This is a genomic window from Lactobacillus sp. S2-2 (genome assembly GCF_021698855.1).
In the GTDB taxonomy this organism is placed as follows: domain Bacteria; phylum Bacillota; class Bacilli; order Lactobacillales; family Lactobacillaceae; genus Fructilactobacillus.
On sequence record NZ_WWFA01000002.1, the window covers coordinates 151,338 to 173,027 of the forward strand.

At 27.9% G+C, this 21,690-nt stretch carries 18 protein-coding genes; 17 read left to right on the top strand and 1 reads right to left on the bottom strand.

Features of this window, described 5'->3' with window-relative positions:
• The first annotated feature begins 18 nt into the window (after positions 1 to 18).
• The 5 genes from rpoD to clpB all read left to right on the top strand — a co-directional run bounded on the left by rpoD (position 19) and on the right by clpB (position 6,576).
• The gene (gene rpoD / locus GSH19_RS02275; RefSeq protein WP_237026292.1) at positions 19 to 1,131 is read left to right on the top strand and encodes an RNA polymerase sigma factor RpoD; all 1,113 of its coding nucleotides are present in this window, start codon (positions 19 to 21) and stop codon (positions 1,129 to 1,131) included.
• An 86-nt stretch (positions 1,132 to 1,217) separates the two neighbouring features.
• On the top strand, positions 1,218 to 1,922 hold the full coding sequence (locus GSH19_RS02280; RefSeq protein WP_237026293.1) for a class I SAM-dependent methyltransferase: 705 nt from the start codon (positions 1,218 to 1,220) through the stop codon (positions 1,920 to 1,922).
• Positions 1,909 to 2,724 carry a Nif3-like dinuclear metal center hexameric protein gene (locus GSH19_RS02285; RefSeq protein WP_237026294.1) on the top strand — a complete coding sequence of 272 codons (816 nt, stop codon included), beginning with the start codon at positions 1,909 to 1,911 and terminating at the stop codon, positions 2,722 to 2,724. The genes GSH19_RS02280 and GSH19_RS02285 overlap by 14 nt, the downstream gene beginning before the upstream one ends.
• 18 nt (positions 2,725 to 2,742) lie before the next feature.
• Positions 2,743 to 3,990, top strand: coding sequence for a peptidase T (gene pepT, locus GSH19_RS02290; protein ID WP_237026295.1), 1,248 nt, complete (start codon positions 2,743 to 2,745; stop codon positions 3,988 to 3,990).
• 3 nt (positions 3,991 to 3,993) lie between these two features.
• Entirely contained in the window at positions 3,994 to 6,576 is a 2,583-nt protein-coding gene (clpB, locus tag GSH19_RS02295; RefSeq protein WP_237026296.1) for an ATP-dependent chaperone ClpB, read from the top strand.
• Between the two features lie 37 nt (positions 6,577 to 6,613).
• Here the strand turns inward: clpB and GSH19_RS02300 are convergent, their stop codons facing one another.
• A complete protein-coding gene (locus tag GSH19_RS02300) occupies positions 6,614 to 6,805 on the bottom strand; it encodes a DUF2929 family protein (RefSeq protein ID WP_237026297.1) in 192 nt (63 codons plus the stop codon).
• Between the two features lie 142 nt (positions 6,806 to 6,947).
• Between GSH19_RS02300 and dnaE the strand changes: the two genes are divergently transcribed.
• From dnaE to GSH19_RS02360, 12 genes are all read left to right on the top strand, one after another.
• Complete coding sequence (gene dnaE, locus GSH19_RS02305; protein ID WP_370636140.1) at positions 6,948 to 10,265, top strand: DNA polymerase III subunit alpha; 3,318 nt, start codon at positions 6,948 to 6,950, stop codon at positions 10,263 to 10,265.
• A gap of 128 nt (positions 10,266 to 10,393) precedes the next feature.
• Positions 10,394 to 12,148 carry a pyruvate kinase gene (gene pyk, locus GSH19_RS02310; RefSeq protein ID WP_237026298.1) on the top strand — a complete coding sequence of 585 codons (1,755 nt, stop codon included), beginning with the start codon at positions 10,394 to 10,396 and terminating at the stop codon, positions 12,146 to 12,148.
• Positions 12,149 to 12,265: 117 nt separating this feature from the next.
• On the top strand, positions 12,266 to 13,135 hold the full coding sequence (locus tag GSH19_RS02315; RefSeq protein WP_237026299.1) for a S1 RNA-binding domain-containing protein: 870 nt from the start codon (positions 12,266 to 12,268) through the stop codon (positions 13,133 to 13,135).
• 13 nt (positions 13,136 to 13,148) lie between these two features.
• Complete coding sequence (gene xerD, locus GSH19_RS02320; RefSeq protein ID WP_237026300.1) at positions 13,149 to 14,036, top strand: site-specific tyrosine recombinase XerD; 888 nt, start codon at positions 13,149 to 13,151, stop codon at positions 14,034 to 14,036.
• 394 nt (positions 14,037 to 14,430) lie between these two features.
• Complete coding sequence (locus tag GSH19_RS02325; RefSeq protein WP_237026301.1) at positions 14,431 to 15,876, top strand: anthranilate synthase component I family protein; 1,446 nt, start codon at positions 14,431 to 14,433, stop codon at positions 15,874 to 15,876.
• Positions 15,876 to 16,466: an aminodeoxychorismate/anthranilate synthase component II gene (locus GSH19_RS02330; RefSeq protein WP_237026302.1), complete on the top strand. Its 591-nt coding sequence runs from the start codon at positions 15,876 to 15,878 to the stop codon at positions 16,464 to 16,466. Before GSH19_RS02325 ends, GSH19_RS02330 begins: the two co-directional genes overlap by 1 nt.
• Positions 16,463 to 17,473 carry an anthranilate phosphoribosyltransferase gene (gene trpD / locus GSH19_RS02335; protein ID WP_237026303.1) on the top strand — a complete coding sequence of 337 codons (1,011 nt, stop codon included), beginning with the start codon at positions 16,463 to 16,465 and terminating at the stop codon, positions 17,471 to 17,473. The genes GSH19_RS02330 and trpD overlap by 4 nt, the downstream gene beginning before the upstream one ends.
• A gap of 3 nt (positions 17,474 to 17,476) precedes the next feature.
• Positions 17,477 to 18,262: an indole-3-glycerol phosphate synthase TrpC gene (gene trpC, locus GSH19_RS02340; RefSeq protein ID WP_237026304.1), complete on the top strand. Its 786-nt coding sequence runs from the start codon at positions 17,477 to 17,479 to the stop codon at positions 18,260 to 18,262.
• Positions 18,259 to 18,834: a phosphoribosylanthranilate isomerase gene (locus GSH19_RS02345; protein ID WP_237026305.1), complete on the top strand. Its 576-nt coding sequence runs from the start codon at positions 18,259 to 18,261 to the stop codon at positions 18,832 to 18,834. Before trpC ends, GSH19_RS02345 begins: the two co-directional genes overlap by 4 nt.
• 16 nt (positions 18,835 to 18,850) lie before the next feature.
• Positions 18,851 to 20,038, top strand: a complete 1,188-nt coding sequence (trpB, locus tag GSH19_RS02350; protein ID WP_237026306.1) for a tryptophan synthase subunit beta — start codon at positions 18,851 to 18,853, stop codon at positions 20,036 to 20,038.
• Positions 20,031 to 20,807 (top strand): tryptophan synthase subunit alpha, encoded by a 777-nt coding sequence (trpA, locus tag GSH19_RS02355; RefSeq protein ID WP_237026307.1) that lies wholly within the window; start codon positions 20,031 to 20,033, stop codon positions 20,805 to 20,807. Before trpB ends, trpA begins: the two co-directional genes overlap by 8 nt.
• Positions 20,808 to 20,864: 57 nt before the next feature.
• Positions 20,865 to 21,638 (top strand): alpha/beta fold hydrolase, encoded by a 774-nt coding sequence (locus GSH19_RS02360; protein ID WP_370636141.1) that lies wholly within the window; start codon positions 20,865 to 20,867, stop codon positions 21,636 to 21,638.
• Positions 21,639 to 21,690 lie beyond the last annotated feature (52 nt).

Sequence of the window (21,690 nt, forward strand, 5' to 3'; positions counted from 1 at the left end):
CAATATGGAGGTTTATTTATGGCAAACAACAAAAAAATATTCGATGAAGATGGATACAAAAAGGCTTTAGCAGATGTTGTTAAAAATAATAAAAAAATTGGACACATTACCTATGACAAATTGGAAGATGAATTAAAAACACCCTTTCAATTAGATGAAAAACAAATGGAAAGTGTTTTAGATTCAATTGAAGATTCTGGAATTTCAATTGTTGATGAAAATGGAGAACCAGATCCAAGAGCTTTAAAAGCAGCTAAAAAAGTTACTCAAAAAGAACTCAAAGAAGCTGAAGATTCTAAAGGAATTAAAATTAATGATCCTGTTAGAATGTATTTAAAAGAAATTGGAAAAGTTTCATTATTGTCAGCTGAAGAAGAAGTTAACTTAGCACTTAGAATTGAAGATAATGATAATGAAGCTAAGCAAGAATTAGCTGAAGCTAACTTAAGATTGGTTGTTTCAATTGCTAAAAGATATGTTGGAAGAGGAATGCAATTTCTTGATTTAATCCAAGAAGGTAATATGGGATTAATGAAAGCCGTTGAAAAATTTGATTACCGTAAAGGATTCAAATTCTCAACTTATGCAACTTGGTGGATTAGACAAGCAATTACTCGTGCAATTGCTGATCAAGCTAGAACTATTAGAATTCCAGTTCATATGGTTGAAACAATTAATAAATTAATCAGAATTCAAAGAATGCTTTTACAAGATTTAGGTCGTGAACCAGTTCCATCAGAAATTGGTGCAGAAATGGATATGCCAACCACTAAAGTTCGAGAAATTTTAAAGATTTCACAAGAACCAGTTTCACTTGAAACTCCAATTGGTGAAGAGGACGATTCACATTTAGGTGATTTCATTGAAGATGAAGAAGCAACTAGTCCAGCTGATCATGCAGCTTATGAATTATTAAAAGAACAATTAGAAGGTGTATTAGATACATTAACTGATCGTGAAGAAAATGTATTGAGATTAAGATTTGGACTTGATGATGGAAGAACTAGAACACTTGAAGAAGTGGGTAAAGTGTTTGGTGTTACAAGAGAAAGAATTAGACAAATTGAAGCTAAAGCCTTAAGAAAGTTAAGACATCCTTCAAGAAGTAAGCAATTAAAGGATTTTCTTTAAAGTTATGAACAGAGATGCTAATTAAGCGTCTCTGTTTTTTTTAAAAATAGTTTATAATAGAATAAATAAATTTTAGGAGAATTAACATGGATGAAAATAATTTATCTAATCGATTAAAAAAGGTAGCTGAATTAGTACCAGAAAACAGCAGAATTGCAGATATTGGATCAGATCATGCTTATCTTCCAGCTTATTTAGTAAATCAAGAAAAAATTGAATTTGGAGTTGCTGGTGAAGTAGTTGAAGGACCTTATTTGAATGCTGTAAAAGAAATTAAAAATCAAATGATGGAAAATATTGTTAAAGTACGTTTTGGTGATGGATTAGAAGTCATTGAGATTGATGATCGAATTAATACAGTTATTATTGCAGGAATGGGTGGCAATTTAATTAAAAATATTTTGACCGAAGGATATGAAAAATTAAATGGAAGTGAAAAGTTAATTTTGCAACCTAATATTGGTGAAAAGAAATTAAGAAAATGGTTAATGGAAAATAATTATTCAATTGATAATGAGACTTTACTTGAAGAAGATGGACATTATTATGAGATAATTGAGGCTAATAAAGTAAATAAATTAGTTAATTATAGTGATTTAGAATTAATGTTTGGTCCATTATTATTGAAAGAAAAAAATACAGATTTTATAAATAAATGGTCAGATAAAATTAAGCGTAATTTAACGGTATTAGATAATTTAAAAAATGCAAAAAATATACCAAATAAAAAAATTAATGATATAAAAAGTGAAAATGAAAAAATTGAAAGGATTATTAATGACAAAATTTAAGGATATAATTAAGCCATTAAATGAATTGGCTCCAATTGAAGATTCTTTTGAAAAAGATCCGGTTGGTTTACAAATTGGTAATTTAGAAAATGATGTAGCGAAAGTTTTAATTACTTTAGATGTTAGACCTGAAGTTGTTCAAGAAGCGATTGATAAAAATATTGACTTAATAATTTCACATCATCCCTTAATTTTTAGACCGATTAAAAATATTGATTTAAGTAATGAGCAGAATAAAATGTATGTAGAATTAATAAAACATAATATTAATGTTTTTTCTGCACATACCAATCTTGATAATGCTCAAAACGGAATGAATCAATGGTTAGCAGAATTACTTGATTTAGAGAATATTAAGCCAGTAAACCTATCTATGAATTTAAAAAAAGGTTATGTAAAGGATGTACCTACAGGTAGAATTGGTAATTTGAAAAAAGAATGTTCTCTAAAAGATTTTGCAAAAATTTGTAAAGACAAATTTGATATTGATGGATTAAGATTAATTTCAAATAATTTAGATCAACAAATTAATAAAGTTGCAGTGCTTGGTGGTGATGGCGGTAAATATTATCCATCTATGCAAAATGCAGGAGCAGATGTGTATATCACTGGAGATATTTATTATCATGTTGGTCATGATATTTTAGCAGATGGATTTTCTGTAATTGATCCAGGTCATAATATTGAAAAAGTTATTTCAAATAGGCTTACTAAAGACTATTTAAAATGGAAAGAAGAGTATAATTTAGATATCGAAATATTTGAATCTAAAGTCGATACGGATCCTTATACTTTCATTTAAATTTAAGAGGTGATTAATATGATAAAATATAAAAATTTGCAAACAAGATTTTTGAAATATGTAAAAGAAAACACTAGATCTAATCCTAATTCAACATCAATTCCTTCCGATCCTAAAGAAATTGAATTCATTAAAAATTTGAAGCAAGAACTAGATGATTTAGGATTAGAAAATACTAGAATTATGAAATCCAGTGGTTATTTATTCGCTGAATTACCAGCTAATTGTGATATAGATGTAGTTGATTTAGGTTTTATTGCTCATGTTGATACTGCAGATTTTAATTCTGAAAATATTAATCCTCAAATTGTTGAAAATTATGATGGTAAATCAAAAATTAATCTAGATAAAAATGGACAATATGTGCTTGATCCTAAAATTTTTCCAAGTTTAAATAAATATGGAGATCAAACTTTAATTACTACGGATGGATCTACATTATTAGGTGCAGATGATAAGGCAGGAGTATCTGAAATAATTACTGCAATGGAATATTTAATCCAAAATCCAGAAATAAAACATGGAAAAATTGTGGTCGGTTTTGGCCCAGATGAGGAAATTGGAACTGGAGCTGATCATTTTGAAGTAGATCAATTTGATGCAGATTTTGCTTATACAGTTGATGGTGGTCCATTGGGTGATTTACAATACGAAACTTTTAATGCAGCAGAAATGATTGTTGAAATTAAAGGGACAAATGTTCATCCTGCTGAAGCTAAAGGTATTATGGTAAATGCTTCTCAATTAGCAATTGATTTTCATTCACAGTTACCAATTGAAAAAAGACCAGAAAAAACGGCTGGAAGAGAAGGATTCTACTTCCTAGAAAGTGCACAAATGAATACTGATAAAGCTACAATGAATTACATTATTCGTGATCATGATAAAAATAAATTCGAAGATATGAAAGAATATGCAATTAAATTAGCTAAAAAAATGAATGAAAAATATGACGAAGATAAAATAATTCTAAAAATTAAAGATCAGTATTATAATATGGCTGAGGTAATTAAAAAGGATATGAGAGTTGTTGATTTACCTGAAAATGCAATGAAAGATCTTGATATTGAACCTAATATTTTCCCAGTTAGAGGTGGAACTGATGGTTCTAAAATATCATTTCTTGGGCTCCCAACTCCTAATTTATTTGCCGGTCCAGAAAATATGCATGGACGTTTTGAATATATTTCATTAAATACAATGTCAAAAGCAGTTGATGTCATTATTAAAATGACTCAAATTGCTCCAAGGAAAGGAAATGAATAAATTATGAATCCAGATATTTTAACCGATGCTGTTAATAAAGCTTTATCAGAAGCACAAAAGGTAGCAGTTAATCGTAAACAACAAGATATTGGAATTTCTCAATTATTTAAAGTGTTAATTCAACCTGGAGAATTAACACGTCAAATCTTTTCAGATCTAGGTCTAAATATAAAAGAAGTTGAAAGTGAATTAGATAGTGAACTTGATCAAATAGCTACTGTAGAAGGAGATAATGTTCAATATGGAAATAGTTTTTCAAGCAATTTAAATGAATTATTAATGAAATCAGATCAAATTAAGTCTGAATTTGGTGACGAATATATTGCAATTGATACTTTAAATATTGCCTTAATGCAGATTAGTGGATCTAAATTTACTGATTATTTAAAAAATCAAGATATAACTGAACAAAAAATACGTAATGTTGTTGAAAAAATTAGAGGTGGAGAAAAGGTAACTTCTAAGAGTCAAGAAGATAATTATCAATCTTTGTCAAAACATGGAGTAGACTTAGTTCAAGAGGCTAGAGATGGTAAGCTAGGACCAATTATTGGAAGAGATGAAGAAGTTTTAGATGTAATTCGAATTCTTTCTAGAAAAACTAAAAATAATCCATTATTAATTGGTGATCCTGGGGTTGGTAAAACTGCAATTGTTGAAGGATTGGCAAAAAGAATTGCAATTGGTGATGTTCCGGAAAATTTAAAAGATAAGAAAGTTTATCAATTAGATATGACTTCTTTAATTGCTGGTGCCCAATATCGTGGTCAATTTGAAGAACGATTAAAATCAGTTTTAAAAGAAGTTAAAAAGTCTGAAGGACAAATTTTACTATTTATTGATGAAATCCATACAATTGTTGGTGCTGGTAAAACAGAAGGTAGTACTGATGCTGGTAATATCTTAAAACCAATGCTTGCTCGTGGAGAACTTCATTTAATTGGTGCAACAACTCTTGATGAATATCGTCAATACATGGAAAAAGATAAGGCTTTAGAACGTCGTTTCCAAAGAGTTCGTGTTAATGAGCCTTCAGTTGATGATACGATAACTATTTTACGTGGAATTAGAGAATCCTTTGAAATTCATCATGGAGTTAAAATTCATGATAATGCCTTAGTGTCAGCAGCTAAAATGTCTGATCGTTATATAACAGATCGTTATTTACCCGATAAGGCAATTGACTTAGTTGATGAAGCATCTGCTGATATTCGAGTAGAAATGAATTCTAGACCAACTGAACTAGATACTGCTGATCGTCAACTAATGAGATTAGAAGTTGAAGAACAAGCATTAAACGCTGAAAATGATGAAGCTTCAAAAGAACGTTTGAAAGAAGTTAAAAAAGAATTAGCTGATAAAAAAGAATTTGTTAATAATCTTTCAGCACGTTGGGAACAAGAAAAAAATAGTCTTAACGAGCTAGGTAATAAAAAACAAGAACTTGATAAAGCTAGAAATGATTTACAACAAGCTGAAAGTAATTATGATTTAAATAAAGTTGCAGTATTGCAACATGGGACAATCCCAGAATTAGAAAAAGAATTAAAGGAGATGGAAGAAACAGATCATTCTGATGATTGGCTTGTAAAAGAATCAGTTACAAGTGATGAAATTGCAGATGTTGTTTCAAAACAAACTGGAATTCCAGTTTCTAAATTAGCTGAATCTCAAAGAGAAAAATTATTAAAGCTCCCAGAAAATTTACACAAACGTGTAGTTGGACAAGATGAAGCAGTTCAAGCAGTGTCTGATGCAGTTTTAAGATCACAGGCTGGTTTATCTGATCCAAGTAAACCACTAGGGTCATTCTTATTCTTAGGACCTACTGGAGTTGGTAAAACTGAATTAGCTAAATCATTAGCTGAGAACCTTTTTGATTCTGAAGATAATATGGTTAGAATTGATATGTCTGAGTATATGGAGAAAGAATCAGTTTCTAGATTAGTAGGAGCTGCTCCTGGATATGTGGGATATGAAGAAGGTGGACAACTAACTGAAGCGGTTAGAAGAAATCCTTATACAATCGTTTTATTTGATGAAATTGAAAAAGCACATCCTGATGTTTTTAATGTTTTATTACAAGTTTTAGATGATGGACGATTAACTGATGGTCAAGGGCATATTGTTAACTTTAAGAATACTTTATTGATTATGACTTCTAATTTAGGTTCACAAGATTTATTAAATGGAATTGATAAAAATGGTGAAATAAAAGATTCTGCTAAAGAAAGTGTAGAAAAATTATTGCATCAATCATTTAAGCCAGAATTTTTAAACAGAATTGATGATACAATTCTATTTAAACCATTAAGCAAAAATGATACTGGTTTCTTAGTTGAAAAATTAGTTGATCAAATTAATCAACGTTTGTCAGATAAGGAAATTACTTTAAGTTTAACTGATCAAGCAAAACAATGGTTAGCTGATAATGGATATGATCCACAATTTGGTGCAAGACCATTACAAAGATTTGTAACTAATAAAGTTGAAACACCATTAGCAAAAGAAATTATTGCTGGTAATATTGAAGATAAATCAGAAGTAACAATTGATGAAAATGATAATAAGATTGAATTTAATTAAATTAAAAAAGCTATCACATTTTGTGATAGCTTTTTGTTTAAGATCTTTTACTAATCATTCTAATTCCATGAGTACCAACTAATGCAACAACAATTCCAGCAATTGCACAGCTAAGTGCTGTTTGAGAATTAAATGGTGATTGTGCAAGGGCTGATCCGATGTAGCCTAAAATTTCTCCATAGATAAGTCCCCAGAATATAATAGTTAGGTTTGCAGCAAATGTACGCATAATTATCCACCTCTCAATGACACTAATTCTATCACAAATTTTTAAAATTGGTAATTATATTTATTAAATAATTATAGCGAAATATAATGAAAGTTAAGTGAAGATTGTTATAATTAATTTAAATTAAAAAGGAGGACTTCTTATTTATACTCCATTACAGAATTTAAGTTCGTTTAGTTTATTAGATAGTAGTAATAAAATTGATGAATTAATTAAAGATGCAAAAGATAAAGGATATACCAGCTTAGCTTTAACAGATAAAAATACAATGTATGCGACGATTGATTTTTATCATAAAGCCATCGATGAAAATATAAAACCAATTATTGGATTAACAATAGATTTTAATTATCAAAGTGAACAGAATCATTATGAATTATTATTTATTGCAAAAAATAATAATGGATATAAAAATTTAATGCAAATTTCTACTTATAAGATGACGCATTTTGATGATTATTTTGATATTAATGATATTTCAGACTATTTAGATGATATTTTTATTTTAATTCCAAAGAATAGTGAGTTATTAAATATAATCAATAATCAATCGGAAAAATATGTTGATGAATATGTTGAGAAACTGATTAATCACTTGAATTTACAAAATTTAAAAATTGGAATCGGAATAGATTATTCTGATTTTATGATTGATAGATTAAAAGAAATATCAAAAAAATATCAAATTGATTTAATTGCTCTAAATTCTGTAAAGTATTTAAAGCAAAATGAATTATTTGCAAATAAAGTACTTAATTCAATTGGTAATAATCGAGTGATTGATGATCCGATTTATGAAAATCAATTTAAAGGGGATGAATATTTAAAGTCAAGCGATGAAATGGATGATTCTTATTTAAAAATGGGATTAAAAAATTTATTAGAAAATAATAATAAATTGAGTAATGAAGTAGATATCCAAATTTTAGATAAGGAACCTAAACTACCTGTTTTTGATACTCCTGACGGTTATGATTCACAAAAGTATCTTCGTCATCTTTGTGAAATCGGGTTATCTAATAAAAATCTTGATAAGAATAGACAAGAAGAATATCAAAATCGATTAAGTCATGAATTAGATGTAATTGACCGTATGCAATTTAATGATTACTTTTTGGTAGTTCAAGATGTAATAAATTTTGCCCATCATCAAAATATAATTACTGGACCAGGAAGAGGATCTGCTGCTGGATCTTTAGTAGCATATAGTTTAGGGATTACTGGTGTAGATCCAATTAAGAATAATCTTTTATTTGAACGTTTTTTAAACGAAGATCGAGCACAAATGCCAGATATTGATTTGGATGTTCCAGACAATCGAAGAGAAGATATTTTAAAATTTATTCATCAAAAATATGGAGCAGACAGAGTTGCACAAATAGTTACTTTTGGTACTCTTTCTGCCAAGCAAGTTATTAGAGATGTTGGAAGAGTATTTGGACTGAATCAAAAAGAAATGTCTAATTGGAGTTCATCAATTCCATCTGAATTAAATATAACTTTAGAAAGTGCAAAAAATAAATCACAAAAGTTAATTAATTTAATTTCTGATTCAAAAAAGAACAAATTATTATTTGAAACAGCATTAAAATTAGAAGGATTACCAAGACATTATTCAATCCATGCTGCTGGTTTAATTATTAGTGAGAATCCGATTGTTAATAATTCTCCTTTACAAAACGGTCGCGATGGATTATTAATAACTCAATATTCAAAAAAATATGTTGAAAATGTTGGATTATTAAAATTTGATTTTTTGGGATTGAAGAATTTATCAATTTTAGGAAATATTATCGATTTAGTTCATATTACTCAACCTAATTTTAATATTGATGAAATTAATTTTAATGATCCTAAAACTTTGAATTTATTTATAAAAGGTAATACTAATGGGATTTTTCAGTTTGAATCTAATGGAATAAAAAATGTCTTAAGGCAATTAAAACCAACTAATTTTGATCTAGTTGCAGCTGTTAATGCTTTATATAGACCTGGACCAATGGAAAATATTGATACTTTTATTAAAAGAAAAAATGGTATTGAAAATATAACGTACCCAGCAGATAGTGTTAAACCAATTTTAGAATCAACATTTGGAATAATTGTATATCAAGAACAAGTAATGCAACTAGCCTCTGTTATGGCTGGCTTCACATTAGGACAAGCCGATATTTTAAGAAGAGCAATGAGTAAAAAAGATAAGTATGAGATGGATCAAATGAGAAATAGGTTCATTGATGGATCAATGAGTAAAGGATATAGTAATAATACAGCAGTACAAGTTTTTGATTATATCGATCGGTTTGCTAATTATGGATTTAATAAATCACATGCTTACGCTTATACTAAAATGGCATTTGAACTTGCTTATTTAAAAGCTAATTTTCCAGGAGAATTTTTTGTATCACTATTAAATTCGGTTGTTGGAAACTATGAAAAAGAAAAAAAGTATATTCAAGAGGCAAAAAATAAAGGAATTGAAGTTAATTCACCAAATATAAATTTAAGTCAAAGTGAGTTTAAATATAAAAATAAAAAAATTATATTTGGGTTTAATTCAATTAAGAGCTTAAGATCTGATTTTATCAAAGATATCTTAATTAAAAGAGAAAATGGTAGTTTTAAAGATTTAAAAGATTTTATTCATCGTATAGATGAAAAATATCGAAAAGAAGATTTAATAAAACCATTAGTTTATGTTGGTGCTTTAGATGAATTTAATTATAATCGTGCTGAATTAATTCAAGCAATTCCAGAATTAATTAATTCAATTGAGTTAAGTGGGAATTCAATTGAATTATTTGAAGTATTAGCACCTAAGATAGAAAGAAAAGATGATTTTTCATTAGTTCAGAAATTAGATTTTGAAAATGAATACTTAGGACTATATTTATCTGGTCATCCAGTTGAACAATATCAAAAACTAAAAGAAATTTATCCATTGATAAATACGAGTGAATTAAATACGCAAAACAATGTATTTTATATCTTACTTTATATTTTAAATGTTAGAGTTATTAGAACCAAAAAAGGTCAAAAAATGGCATTTGTAAAGGTTAATGATCAATATAAAGAAACTACATTAGTTGTTTTTCCGGATTTATTTAAAAAAGTTGAAAAATGGTTAAACAAAGAAATTGTTTTATTGGTTCAAGGAAAAAATGATGGAGAACAAATTATTGCAAATGAACTTATGCCAGCTGCTAATTTAAAATCTGAATTAGAAAAAAAATCGAAAAAATTATATTTATTAATCGAAACAAAATTTGACAATCCAGAATTTTTAAAGAAAATTTTGGAAATATTACGATTAAATTCAGGATCACATCAAGTTATTATGCATCGAGAAAAAGATAATAGTAACCATTTATTGGCAAACAAATTTAATGTTAATTTAAATGAATCTCTAATAAAGAAATTAAATTATGTTTTAGGCGAAAGCAACATTAAAATTAATTAAATAAAATTAATTAGCTTGAATAATTGCAGACATTAATTGCTAAAAGTGATACAATAATTTGTGAAATATAATTACCAAAAGATACTTGGCAAAAAGTTCTTTGGCAAAAAAGGAGAGGTTTTTTACTTATGAAGAAAACAAAAATCGTAAGTACATTAGGACCAGCTAGTTCTGATGTTGAAACTATTACTAAATTAATCGAAGCCGGCGCAAACGTTTTTCGTTTTAATTTTTCTCATGGTGATCATGAAGAACATTTAGATCGTATGACTAAAGCTCGCGAAGCTGAAAAGAAAACAGGCAAAGTTATTGGTATCTTATTAGATACTAAGGGTGCTGAAATCAGAACCACAAAACAAGCTGATGGTAAAATTGAATTTAATACTGATGATCAATTCAGAATCTCAATGGATGGTGAATTAGAAGGTACTAAAGAAAAAATTGCTGTTACTTATCCTGGTTTATTTGATGATGTATATGTTGGTGGACATATTCTTTTTGATGATGGTCTAATTTCATCAGAAATTCTTGAAAAAGATGATGCAAATAAAGAATTAGTTGTAAGAGCTGAAAACCATGGTTTCTTAGGTTCACGTAAAGGTGTTAATGCACCCGGTGTATCTGTTAACTTACCAGGTATTACTGAAAAAGATTCTGATGATATTCGTTTTGGTTGTGACCAAGGAATTAACTATATTGCTGCTTCATTTGTACGTAAACCTGAAGACATTATGGAAATCAGAAGTCTATTAGAAGAAAAAAATATGGAAGATGTTCAAATTTTCCCTAAGATCGAATCACAAGAAGGAATTGATAATTTCCCTGAAATCTTAAAAGTTTCAGATGGATTAATGATTGCTCGTGGAGACATGGGTGTTGAAATTCCTCCATATGAAGTTCCAGCTGCTCAAAAACGTCTTATTAAGATGTGTAATGAAGCTGGTAAACCAGTTATTACTGCAACTCAAATGTTAGACTCAATGGAAGAAGAACCTCGTCCAACTCGTGCCGAAGTTTCTGATGTTGCTAATGCTGTATTTGATGGTACTGATTCAACAATGCTTTCTGGTGAAAGTGCTAATGGTGATTACCCTGTAGCTGCTGTTACAATGATGGGTAAAATCAATGAAGAATCAGACAAAAACTTTGCTGAATTTGGAACTAAACGTCCAGTATTTAACAATGGTGATGTAACTGAATCATTAGCTTCATCAGTTGTTAAAGTTGCTGCAGATATGGATATTAAAACAATCGTTGCTGTAACTGGTTCAGGTTACACAGCTTCAATGATTTCAAAATATCATCCAAATGCTAATATTTTAGCAATCACTTTCAGTGACCGTGTACGTAGAGGTTTAACTGTTAAATGGGGTGTACACCCAGTACTTGCTGAAAAGCCAGCTACTGCTGAAGAAATGTTTGATATCGCTGCTAAAAAAGCTGTTGAAGCTGGATTAGCTAAAGAAGGCGAACAAATCATTACTACACTTGGTTCTCCATTAGGTGATGAAGGAACAACAAACACTTATCGTGTTCAATTAATTGGTTCAAAATTAGCACAAGGTCAAGGTGTTGGTTCTGAAACAGTTATTGGTAAAACAGTTGTTGCTAAAGATGCAAATGAAGCTGTAGCAAATACCAAAAAGGGTGATGTTTTAGTTGTTAAAAACACTAACAAAGATTACATGCCTGCAATGGAAAAAGCTTCAGCAATTATTGTTGAAAATGGTGGTTTAACTTCACATGCTGCCGTTGTTGGAATTTCACTTGATATTCCAGTTATTGTTGGTGCTAATGGTGCTGTTGAATCAATTGATAACGGTATTACTGTTACTGTTGATACGCGACGTGGTATTGTTTACCAAGGTAACCAATCAAAATAATAATTAAAAATTAAAAGCATAATGCTTAGGCATTATGCTTTTTTATTTTTCAATAAGTCGAAATTATTTTATATACAGTGTAAAATAGAGACTATATGAAAAGATCGGAGAAATTTAATGGTACAAATTGGTACAATGCAAAGTGGTAAGGTAATTGATGAAAATGAAAGAACATATTTTGTTCAAATTGATGGTGTTACATTCGCTTTAAGTAAGAATGAAATTATAAAGCCTTTAAAATTAGGTAGTAATTTCAAAGGCTTTATTTATGAGAATGATAAGCATCGTATGAAAATAACTAGAAATGCTCCTGAAGTAGGAATTGATAAGTATGCTTGGGGGACTGTAGTTGGAAGTAAATTTGATTTAGGTGTATTTGTTGATATCGGATTACCTGATAAAGATATTGCTGTTTCTATGGATGATTTACCCAGTATGAATTCCCTTTGGCCAAATACAGGAGACAAATTAATGATTTCATTAGAAATTGATAAGAAAAATCGTATTTGGGGTAAATTAGCTGATAAAGAAATTTTCCATGCAATTTCTCAACCAGTTACTAGTTCTAAAATGAAAAATACAAATGTTAATATAACTGTTACTAATCCAAAATTAAAAGGAACAGAAGTTATTTCTGATCATTTTAATCTTGGTTTTATTGATAAATCTGAACAAGATGAAGAGCCTAGATTAGGTCAGCAATTAAAAGGAAGAGTAATTGGTGTAAGACCAAATAAAACTTTATATTTATCTATTCGACCTAGAGGATATGAAGTTATGGATGAAGATGCTCAAATGATTAAAACAATTTTAGAAAATACAATTGGAAATAAATTAATGTTTACAGATAAAAGTAGCCCAGAAGAAATAAAAAAATTTTTTGGTATTAGTAAAGCACAATTTAAAAGAGCAGTAGGTAGATTATTAAAACAAAATATCATTAGAATTAATAGTGATAATATTGAACTAATTAATAAAGATTTGTAGAAGAGGAATTATTATGGAAGATGAAATTCAAAATTATCTTCATTTTTTATTAGTTGACAGAGGTTTATCTAAAAATACAATTAAAAGTTATCATCAAGATTTAAAACAATTTAAAAATGAATTAGATAAAATGAAAATAAATTCGTTTAAAGATGTTGATCAATATACTATTTTAGAAATTTTAAAGAGTTTTAAAGAGAATGGAAAATCAAGGAATACTTTAATTCATTTTATAACAACATTAAGGAAATTTTATCAGTATCTAATGCAGTTTGATCTGATTGAAGATGATCCAATGGTAAAAGTTGAAATGCCTAAAAGAGCATCTCACTTACCTGAGGTTTTAACAAACGATGAAATTGATCGTCTGTTTGCAATTCCAAATACTAATGATAAATATGGTATTAGAGATCGAACAATTCTAGAAGTAATGTATGCAACTGGATTACGAGTTTCAGAATTAATTAATTTAAAAATTCATGATTTACATTTAGAAATGGGATTAATTCAAACAATTGGTAAAGGTGACAAAGAAAGAATAATTCCGATTGGAGAAGTTGCAATTAAATGGATTAATTATTATTTAGAAAAAAGTCGACCTTTACTATTAAAGAAAAAAAAATCATCTTTTTTATTTTTGAATGCACATGGTGGAGGAATTAGTCGTCAAAGTATTTGGGATAAAGTAAAAAGGTATGTTTCATTAGCTGGAATTAAAAAGAATATAACTCCTCACACACTAAGGCATTCATTTGCAACTCATATTTTAGAAAATGGAGCCGATTTGAGAATTGTTCAAGAATTATTAGGTCATTCAGATATCTCAACAACTCAAATTTATACGCATATATCTAATCAAAGATTGAAAAAAGTATATAATGATTTTCATCCGAGAGCATAAAAGTATTGACAAGTTATATTTATAAATATATACTCATTAACAACTTAATAATTCGTCCATAAAAACCAATGATGTGGAGATCAAGATTATTGTGCACGTGAAGAGAGTTACCGATGATGGGAAGGTAATCGAACGCAGATAGTTAAATGGACCACAGAGGGTTTTCCCGAAAAAATTTTGAGTACGGAAAAACGTCAAGGCATACGTAAGTTGCCGGGGGTATGAACACGTACCTCGCTTAAGCTGGAATTTTTAAACGATTTGTATACCTGTATACAAATCTGTTTTTATAGATTCAAATAAGGTGGCACCGCGGGAAATCCGTCCTTAACATTGCATTAATTGCGTTGTTATGGACGGATTTTTTTGTGTAAATTTAAAAGAGGTGTTTACATTGATTCCAAAAGAATTACTAGAAGACAGGTATAAATATAATTATTTGCCAATTAATTATGAGATTAAAGATATAAAAATTGATATAAATGATTTGGTTAAATTCTATAAAGAAAAAGAAGAATCATGTTTTGTTTTAAATCAAGAAGAAAATAATAATGCAACCATAGTCATTAACCCAAAAATGATTTTTAAAGGAAATGTAAATCAAATAAAAATTTATGAATCAAATAAACTTAAGCAGATAATTAAACAAAACCCAATTGAGTATTTTGAAAATTTATTGAATAAGTATAAGACACCAAGATATAAGAATTATTTTACATCAGGGTTAATTGGATATTTTAGTTATGAATTTATTCAATATATAGAAAATGTTAATTTTGAAAAAATTGACAATGAAGATGAGTTGGATGATTTTGAATTATTTTTACCTGAAGTAACAATTAATTATGATTATCAAAATAATAAATTGATGTTGTCATATTTATTAGAATCAAATCAATTAGTTGATAAATATGAAGATATTATTTGTTACTTAAAAAAATATGTCTCAAATTTATTAAAAATAAAAAAAGTTAAATCTGTTGGACTGGAGTTAAAAAATCCATATCAAAATCAATTTACTTATAGTCAATTTGAAGAAAGAGTTAATCAAGCAAAAGATAATATAAAAAAGGGAAACATATTTCAGTTAATTTTATCAAATCCATATTATACGAATGTTAGAGGAAATTTGATTGAAGTATTTAATTATTTAAATAAAAAAGTTGATTCACCTTATAAGTTTTATTTTAGTAATGATGATTTTGAAACAACTGGAGCTTCACCAGAAACTTTAGTTAAAAAAATAAAAAGCAACTTATATAGTTATCCTTTAGCTGGGACTAGAAGACGTGGTAATAATTTGATTGAGGATAAAGATTTTGCTAATGAGTTATTGAATAATAAAAAAGAAATTTCTGAACATAATATGTTAGTCGATTTAGGAAGAAATGATTTAGGTAAAATTAGTCAAATGGGAACGGTAGAAGTAATTAAGTTAAGAAAATTAATAAAGTATAGTAACGTTATGCATCTTGGTTCAAAAATAAGAGGAAAGTCTATATCTAATATTAGTCCCATAAAGATAATTGGAAATGTTTTACCTGCTGGAACTCTTTCGGGTGCTCCAAAAGTATCAGCAATAAATATTATAAGTGAATTAGAAAATAATAAACGTGGTATTTATGGTGGAGGAATTGGATACATTGATTTTGATGAAGATTTAGATTTATGTATTGGTATCAGATTAGCTTATAAAAAGAAAAATAAATTAGTTATTAGATCAGGTGCAGGGATTGTTAGTGATAGTGAAGTTAATAAAGAATATAAAGAATTTAAAAATAAAAGTAAATTAATGATTGATGCAGTGGAATTTGCCACAAAAAGTGGAGGTAATAATTAATGATTTTATTTATTGATAATTATGATAGTTTTACTTTTAATTTAGTTCAGTTGCTTGGAGAGAGAACAAATCAAAGAATAAGAGTTTACAAAAATGATCAAATAAGTCTTAAAGATGTCGATAAGTTAAAAATATCAGGATTAGTTTTATCGCCTGGTGCTGGAACTCCACAAAATGCTGGGAATATGAACTTAATATTAAAGAATTCAATTGGTAAATTTCCTATTTTAGGAGTTTGTTTAGGTCATCAAGCAATTGCTCAAGTATATGGTGGACATATTAAAATTAGTGATAATTTAATGCATGGTAAAGAAGATTTAATTCAAATAATAAATGATAATAAAATTTTTGAAAAATGTGAAGGTAAATTTAAAGTCGCAAGATATCATTCTTTACAAGTTGATGAATACAATTTCCCCGATAAATTAGTAATCAATGCTAGAGGATCAGATAATTCAATTCAAGCAATTAGTGATGAAAAAAATGATGTTTATGGATTAGAGTTTCATCCAGAATCAATTATGACTGATAGTTACAATGCAAATAAAATATTTGATAATTTTATTAAATTAACGGAGGCAAAAAAATGATTAAAGATGCAATTAAAGAAATTAGTAGCAGAAATAATATGAATTCAAATGATATGAGTAATGTTTTTGATGAAATCATGGAAGGAAAAGCTAGCGAAGTTGAGATATCTTCATTATTAACTGGATTATCAGTTAAAGGAGAAACAATTAATGAAATTACTGGTGCAGCTAAATCAATTAGAGAGCATGCTTTAGATTTTGATTTAAAAACTAATGCATTAGATATCGTTGGAACTGGTGGTGATAAAGTTAATTCTTTTAATATTTCAACAACTGTTGCAATTATTGTTTCATCATTAGGTATTCCAGTAACAAAACATGGAAATCGTGCAGCTTCATCTAAAAGTGGTTCAGCCGATGTACTTCAGCAGTTGGGATTTAATATAAATTTAACTGAAAGTAAGTCACATAAGATGTTAGAAAAATATAATTTTGCTTTTTTATTTGCTCAAAAATATCATGAATCTATGAAATATGTAGCACCAGTAAGAAAAGAATTAGGTTTTAAAACTATTTTTAATATTTTAGGTCCAATTTGTAATCCTTCTAATGCAGATAGTCAGTTGCTAGGTGTTTATGATGAAAATCTTTTGATGCCAATAGCCAATGTATTAAAGTCTTTGGGAATTAGAAGTGCAAATATCATTTATGGAGCTGATGGGATGGATGAAGCATCAATAACTGCACCAACCAAAATAGTAACTTTATTAGATAATAATATTTATCAAAGAACTATTAATCCAAGTGAATTTGGATTTAAAAATTATAAAATTGATCAAATTTCGGGTGGAAGTCCACAAGAAAATGCTGATATTATTATGCAAATTTTAAATGGTGAAAAAGGTGCAAGAAGAGATATTGTATTACTTAATGCTGCTTTAGCAATTAATTCTTTTAATCCAAAAATTAAAATTGAAGAAGGAATTGCATTAGCAAAAAAAGCAATTGATAATAAAACGGCAAAAAATCATTTGAATAAGTTAATTGTATTTAGTCAGGAGGAATAAAATATGATTTTAAATGATTTAGTGTATGCAACTAAAAATAGAATTGCAAAAAAACAGGATGAAATTCCATTAGAAGAATTAAAAGAAAAAGCTAATAACCAGAATCCAAAAAATAGTCAATTAGTTTATGATATTTTTCTTAAAAGTAAACCTTCAATTATTGGAGAATTAAAACAGGCTTCTCCCTCTAAAGGAATTATTATTGAAAATTTTGATTATCTAGATATTTTAGAAAATTACGAAAAAAGTAATGTGGACATTATTTCAGTTTTAACTGAACCAGATTATTTTAAAGGAAGCCTTGATATATTAGAAAAAGTTGCCAAAAAAACTGATAAGCCAATCCTTAGAAAAGATTTTATAATAAATGAATATATGATTTATGAATCATTTTTAAGTGGGGCAGATATGATTTTATTAATTACAGTTATTCTAAGTGATAATCAGTTAAAAAAATATTATGAATTAGCAAATACACTTGGATTAGCTGTCTTATTTGAAACTCATAATAAATCAGAAATTATTAGAGTATTGAAGTTAAGTCCTGAAGTTATTGGGATAAATAATAGAAATTTAAAAGATTTTACAGTTGATATTGAAACTTCAATTAAGCTAAGAAAATATATACCTGATTCAATTTCATGCATTTCTGAAAGTGGAATACAAAATAAAGAACAAATTAGTAAATTAAAAAATAATAAATTTAATGGCTTTTTAATTGGTGAAAGTTTGATTAAATCTGATAATAAAAAACAATTTATCAATAATATTTTAGGTGAATCAATATGACAAAAATTAAAATTTGTGGAATTACATCATTAAAAGAAATTGAAATTATGAATGAAATTATTCCTGACTATATTGGTTTCGTATTTGCAAATGGTAGGCACAAAATTTCGATTGAAACTGCTAGATTTTTAAAAAAAAATATTAATAAAGATATAAAAGTCGTAGGTGTATTTTTTAATGAAAAAATTGAAAAAGTTAAAGATATTTATCAATCTGGAATTATTGATTTTGTTCAATTGCATGGTACAGAAAGTAATTTGTATATAGATTCATTAAAAAAAGAAAATGTTCCAATTATTAATCGAATTAATGATGTAATTAATAATATAAATACTGAATATTACATGTTAGATAGTGGAAGTGGATCAGGAATTACATTGAATTGGGATGATTTAATTATAAAAAACCATAATAAATTATTCATTGCTGGCGGAATTGATACTTCAAATCTTTTGAATGTAATAAATAAAACCAATCCTTATGCAGTTGATATAAGTACTGGAGCAGAATTGAATGGATTAAAAAACAAAAAAATAGTTAGTAAGTTAGTTAATTTAGCTCATTATAATTAAATAGGAGAAAATAATTATGATTAAACAAGGACGTTATTTGAAATATGGTGGTCAATATGTACCAGAAGTATTAATTGAAGAATTAGATCGAGTAGCAGAAACATATAATAATATTAAAGATACTGATGAATTTAAAAACGAATTTAATGATTTATTGAATAATTATGCAAATCGCCCTTCACTATTTTATTATGCAAAAAGTATGACAGAAGACTTAGGTGGAGCAAAAATTTATCTTAAAAGAGAAGATTTAAATCATACAGGTGCACATAAAATTAATAATGTAATTGGACAAGCATTGTTAGCTAAAAAAATGGGGAAAAAAAGATTAATTGCTGAGACTGGTGCTGGACAACATGGTGTTGCTACGGCAACAATTGCAGCGTTGTTTGGAATGGAATGCGATATATATATGGGACAAGAAGATACGGAAAGGCAAAAACTTAATGTTTTTCGAATTGAGTTGCTTGGTGGTAGAGTTCACCCAGTTACATCTGGATCTAAGGTTCTAAAAGATGCTATTAATGCAGCACTTCAAGAATTTGCAGCTAATCCTAATGAAGTATTTTATGTAATGGGGTCTGCAACAGGTCCACATCCATATCCAACAATGGTGAAAGATTTTCAAAGTGTAATTAGTGTTGAATCAAAAAAGCAAATAAAAGAAATTGAAAATAAATTGCCTGACAAAGTAGTGGCATGTGTAGGTGGTGGTAGTAATGCCATTGGTAGTTTTGCAGATTATATATCAGAAAAAAATGTTGATTTAATTGGAGTAGAGGCAGCTGGTAAAGGAGTTAATACTAATTTAACAGCTGGTACGATTGAAAAGGGAACTATTGGAGTATTTCATGGAATGAAATCTTTATTTTTACAAAATAAATTAGGCCAAATTAATCCAGTATATTCAATCTCTGCAGGATTAGATTACCCTGGAGTTGGTCCAGAACATGCATATTTAAATGATATTAATCGAGCTCAATATGTAGGAATTACCGATGATGAAGCAGTTGAAGCATTTAATTATATAGCAAAGAAAGAAGGTATAATAGCGGCAATTGAAAGTTGTCATGCTATTGCATATGTAAAAAAAATAGCACCCAAAATGAATAAGAACCAAACAATCATTTGTACTTTGTCCGGGCGTGGAGATAAAGATGTTGCAGCAATTGCTAAATATAAAGGGGTTGATGTTGATGAATAGATTAGAAGAAAAATTTAAAAATAATAAAGCGTTTATTCCATTTGTAGTTGCAAATGATCCCAATCTAAAAAGTACAATCGCAAATATTAAAGCGTTAGCAGATGGAGGGGCAGATGTTATTGAAATTGGAATTCCATTTTCAGATCCAGTTGCTGATGGACCAGTAATTCAAAGAGCTGATGTAAGAGCTCTTAAAAATAATGATCTAGATATTGATAAGCTATTTAGTATGGTTGATGAAATAAGAGAATACACAGATGTTCCATTGATGTTTTTGACCTATTTAAATATTGTCTTACAAGAAGGGTATGAATCATTTATTGAAAAATGTTATTTTCATGAAATTGATGGATTAATTATTCCAGATTTACCATTTAAGGAACGAAATGAACTTTTAAATTATATTAATCAAGATAAGTTATCATTAATTTCTTTAGTATCAACTAATAATAGCGAATCTGAGATTAAAAATATTGTAACTAATTCAAAAGGATTTATTTATTTAGTTTCATCCTTAGGAGTAACCGGTGAAAGATCTTCATTTAATGAAGATTTGAAAGATTATGTTCAAGAAATAAAGAAATATTCTGATATACCAATCGCAATTGGCTTTGGAATTCACGAAAGAAAGCAAGCAAATGAAATTGCTAAATTTTCAGATGGTGTAATAATTGGAAGTGCTTGTGTTAAAATAGTTGAAAAATATGGAATTAATGCGGATAATAAGTTAAAAGAATATGCAAAAATGATAAAAGAAGCAATTATTTAATTGCTTCTTTTATCTTAGGAAGAAGGATTAAAAATTAATTTTATAACAAATGATAATATTACATTAAATTATGATGATTTAAATCCAAATTCACATAAAGTTATTATCTTATTAGCAGGAATCGGCAGTAGTAAAGTGATTTGGGAAAATCAAATTTCAGTTTTATTGGAAAAAGATTATCGAGTAATTAATTTAGATGCTAGAAATCAAGGTGATTCTCAAAGAACTAAAAAAGGAACAAGAATAAGTAAACATGCTGTTGATTTGAAAGAATTAATTAGCGACTTAGACATTAAAAATCCAATTTTAATGGGTAACTCTATGGGGGCTGCTACTATTTATGCTTACATATCGTTATTTGGAACAAAAAATATTAAAGGTGTAATTAGTATTGATCAAACACCTAAAATGATTAATACAAAAGATTGGAAATATGGATATAAAGACTTATCATGGGAAAATTTTCCAGATTATATGAAATTACCAATCGGAAAAGTAACTTATCAAAAAATTGATCAAAGATTAAAACAAAAAATTAAGATTCAAGAACAAAAAAATCCATATGATTCAGAATCTAATTTGCCATTACTAATTGATCATTCATTTCAAGATTGGAGATCAATAATTTATGATATTGATATACCAATTTTATTTGTTGTAGGAGATAAATCACCATTATTTAATTATAGATTTATTGATATTTTGAAAAAGAAAAATGTTAATATTAAAGGTGTTGTGATTAAAAATGTTGGTCATATAATTATGGCAGAAAATCCAACATTATTTAATAAAGAAATGTTCAATTTTATTGATTTAACTCAAAATAATTAAATGAGATAATTTGAATTAAATATTTGATAACTTATTAAATAATTATTAAATA

Coding starts and splice junctions, on each gene's coding strand:
- trpB (WP_237026306.1), top strand. CDS start 18,851: ATGATTAAACAAGGACGTTATTTGAAATATGGTGGTCAATATGTACCA.
- pepT (WP_237026295.1), top strand. CDS start 2,743: ATGATAAAATATAAAAATTTGCAAACAAGATTTTTGAAATATGTAAAA.
- GSH19_RS02345 (WP_237026305.1), top strand. CDS start 18,259: ATGACAAAAATTAAAATTTGTGGAATTACATCATTAAAAGAAATTGAA.
- trpC (WP_237026304.1), top strand. CDS start 17,477: ATGATTTTAAATGATTTAGTGTATGCAACTAAAAATAGAATTGCAAAA.
- xerD (WP_237026300.1), top strand. CDS start 13,149: ATGGAAGATGAAATTCAAAATTATCTTCATTTTTTATTAGTTGACAGA.
- GSH19_RS02300 (WP_237026297.1), bottom strand. CDS start 6,805: ATGCGTACATTTGCTGCAAACCTAACTATTATATTCTGGGGACTTATC.
- GSH19_RS02285 (WP_237026294.1), top strand. CDS start 1,909: ATGACAAAATTTAAGGATATAATTAAGCCATTAAATGAATTGGCTCCA.
- GSH19_RS02315 (WP_237026299.1), top strand. CDS start 12,266: ATGGTACAAATTGGTACAATGCAAAGTGGTAAGGTAATTGATGAAAAT.
- GSH19_RS02280 (WP_237026293.1), top strand. CDS start 1,218: ATGGATGAAAATAATTTATCTAATCGATTAAAAAAGGTAGCTGAATTA.
- rpoD (WP_237026292.1), top strand. CDS start 19: ATGGCAAACAACAAAAAAATATTCGATGAAGATGGATACAAAAAGGCT.
- trpD (WP_237026303.1), top strand. CDS start 16,463: ATGATTAAAGATGCAATTAAAGAAATTAGTAGCAGAAATAATATGAAT.
- trpA (WP_237026307.1), top strand. CDS start 20,031: ATGAATAGATTAGAAGAAAAATTTAAAAATAATAAAGCGTTTATTCCA.
- GSH19_RS02330 (WP_237026302.1), top strand. CDS start 15,876: ATGATTTTATTTATTGATAATTATGATAGTTTTACTTTTAATTTAGTT.
- pyk (WP_237026298.1), top strand. CDS start 10,394: ATGAAGAAAACAAAAATCGTAAGTACATTAGGACCAGCTAGTTCTGAT.
- clpB (WP_237026296.1), top strand. CDS start 3,994: ATGAATCCAGATATTTTAACCGATGCTGTTAATAAAGCTTTATCAGAA.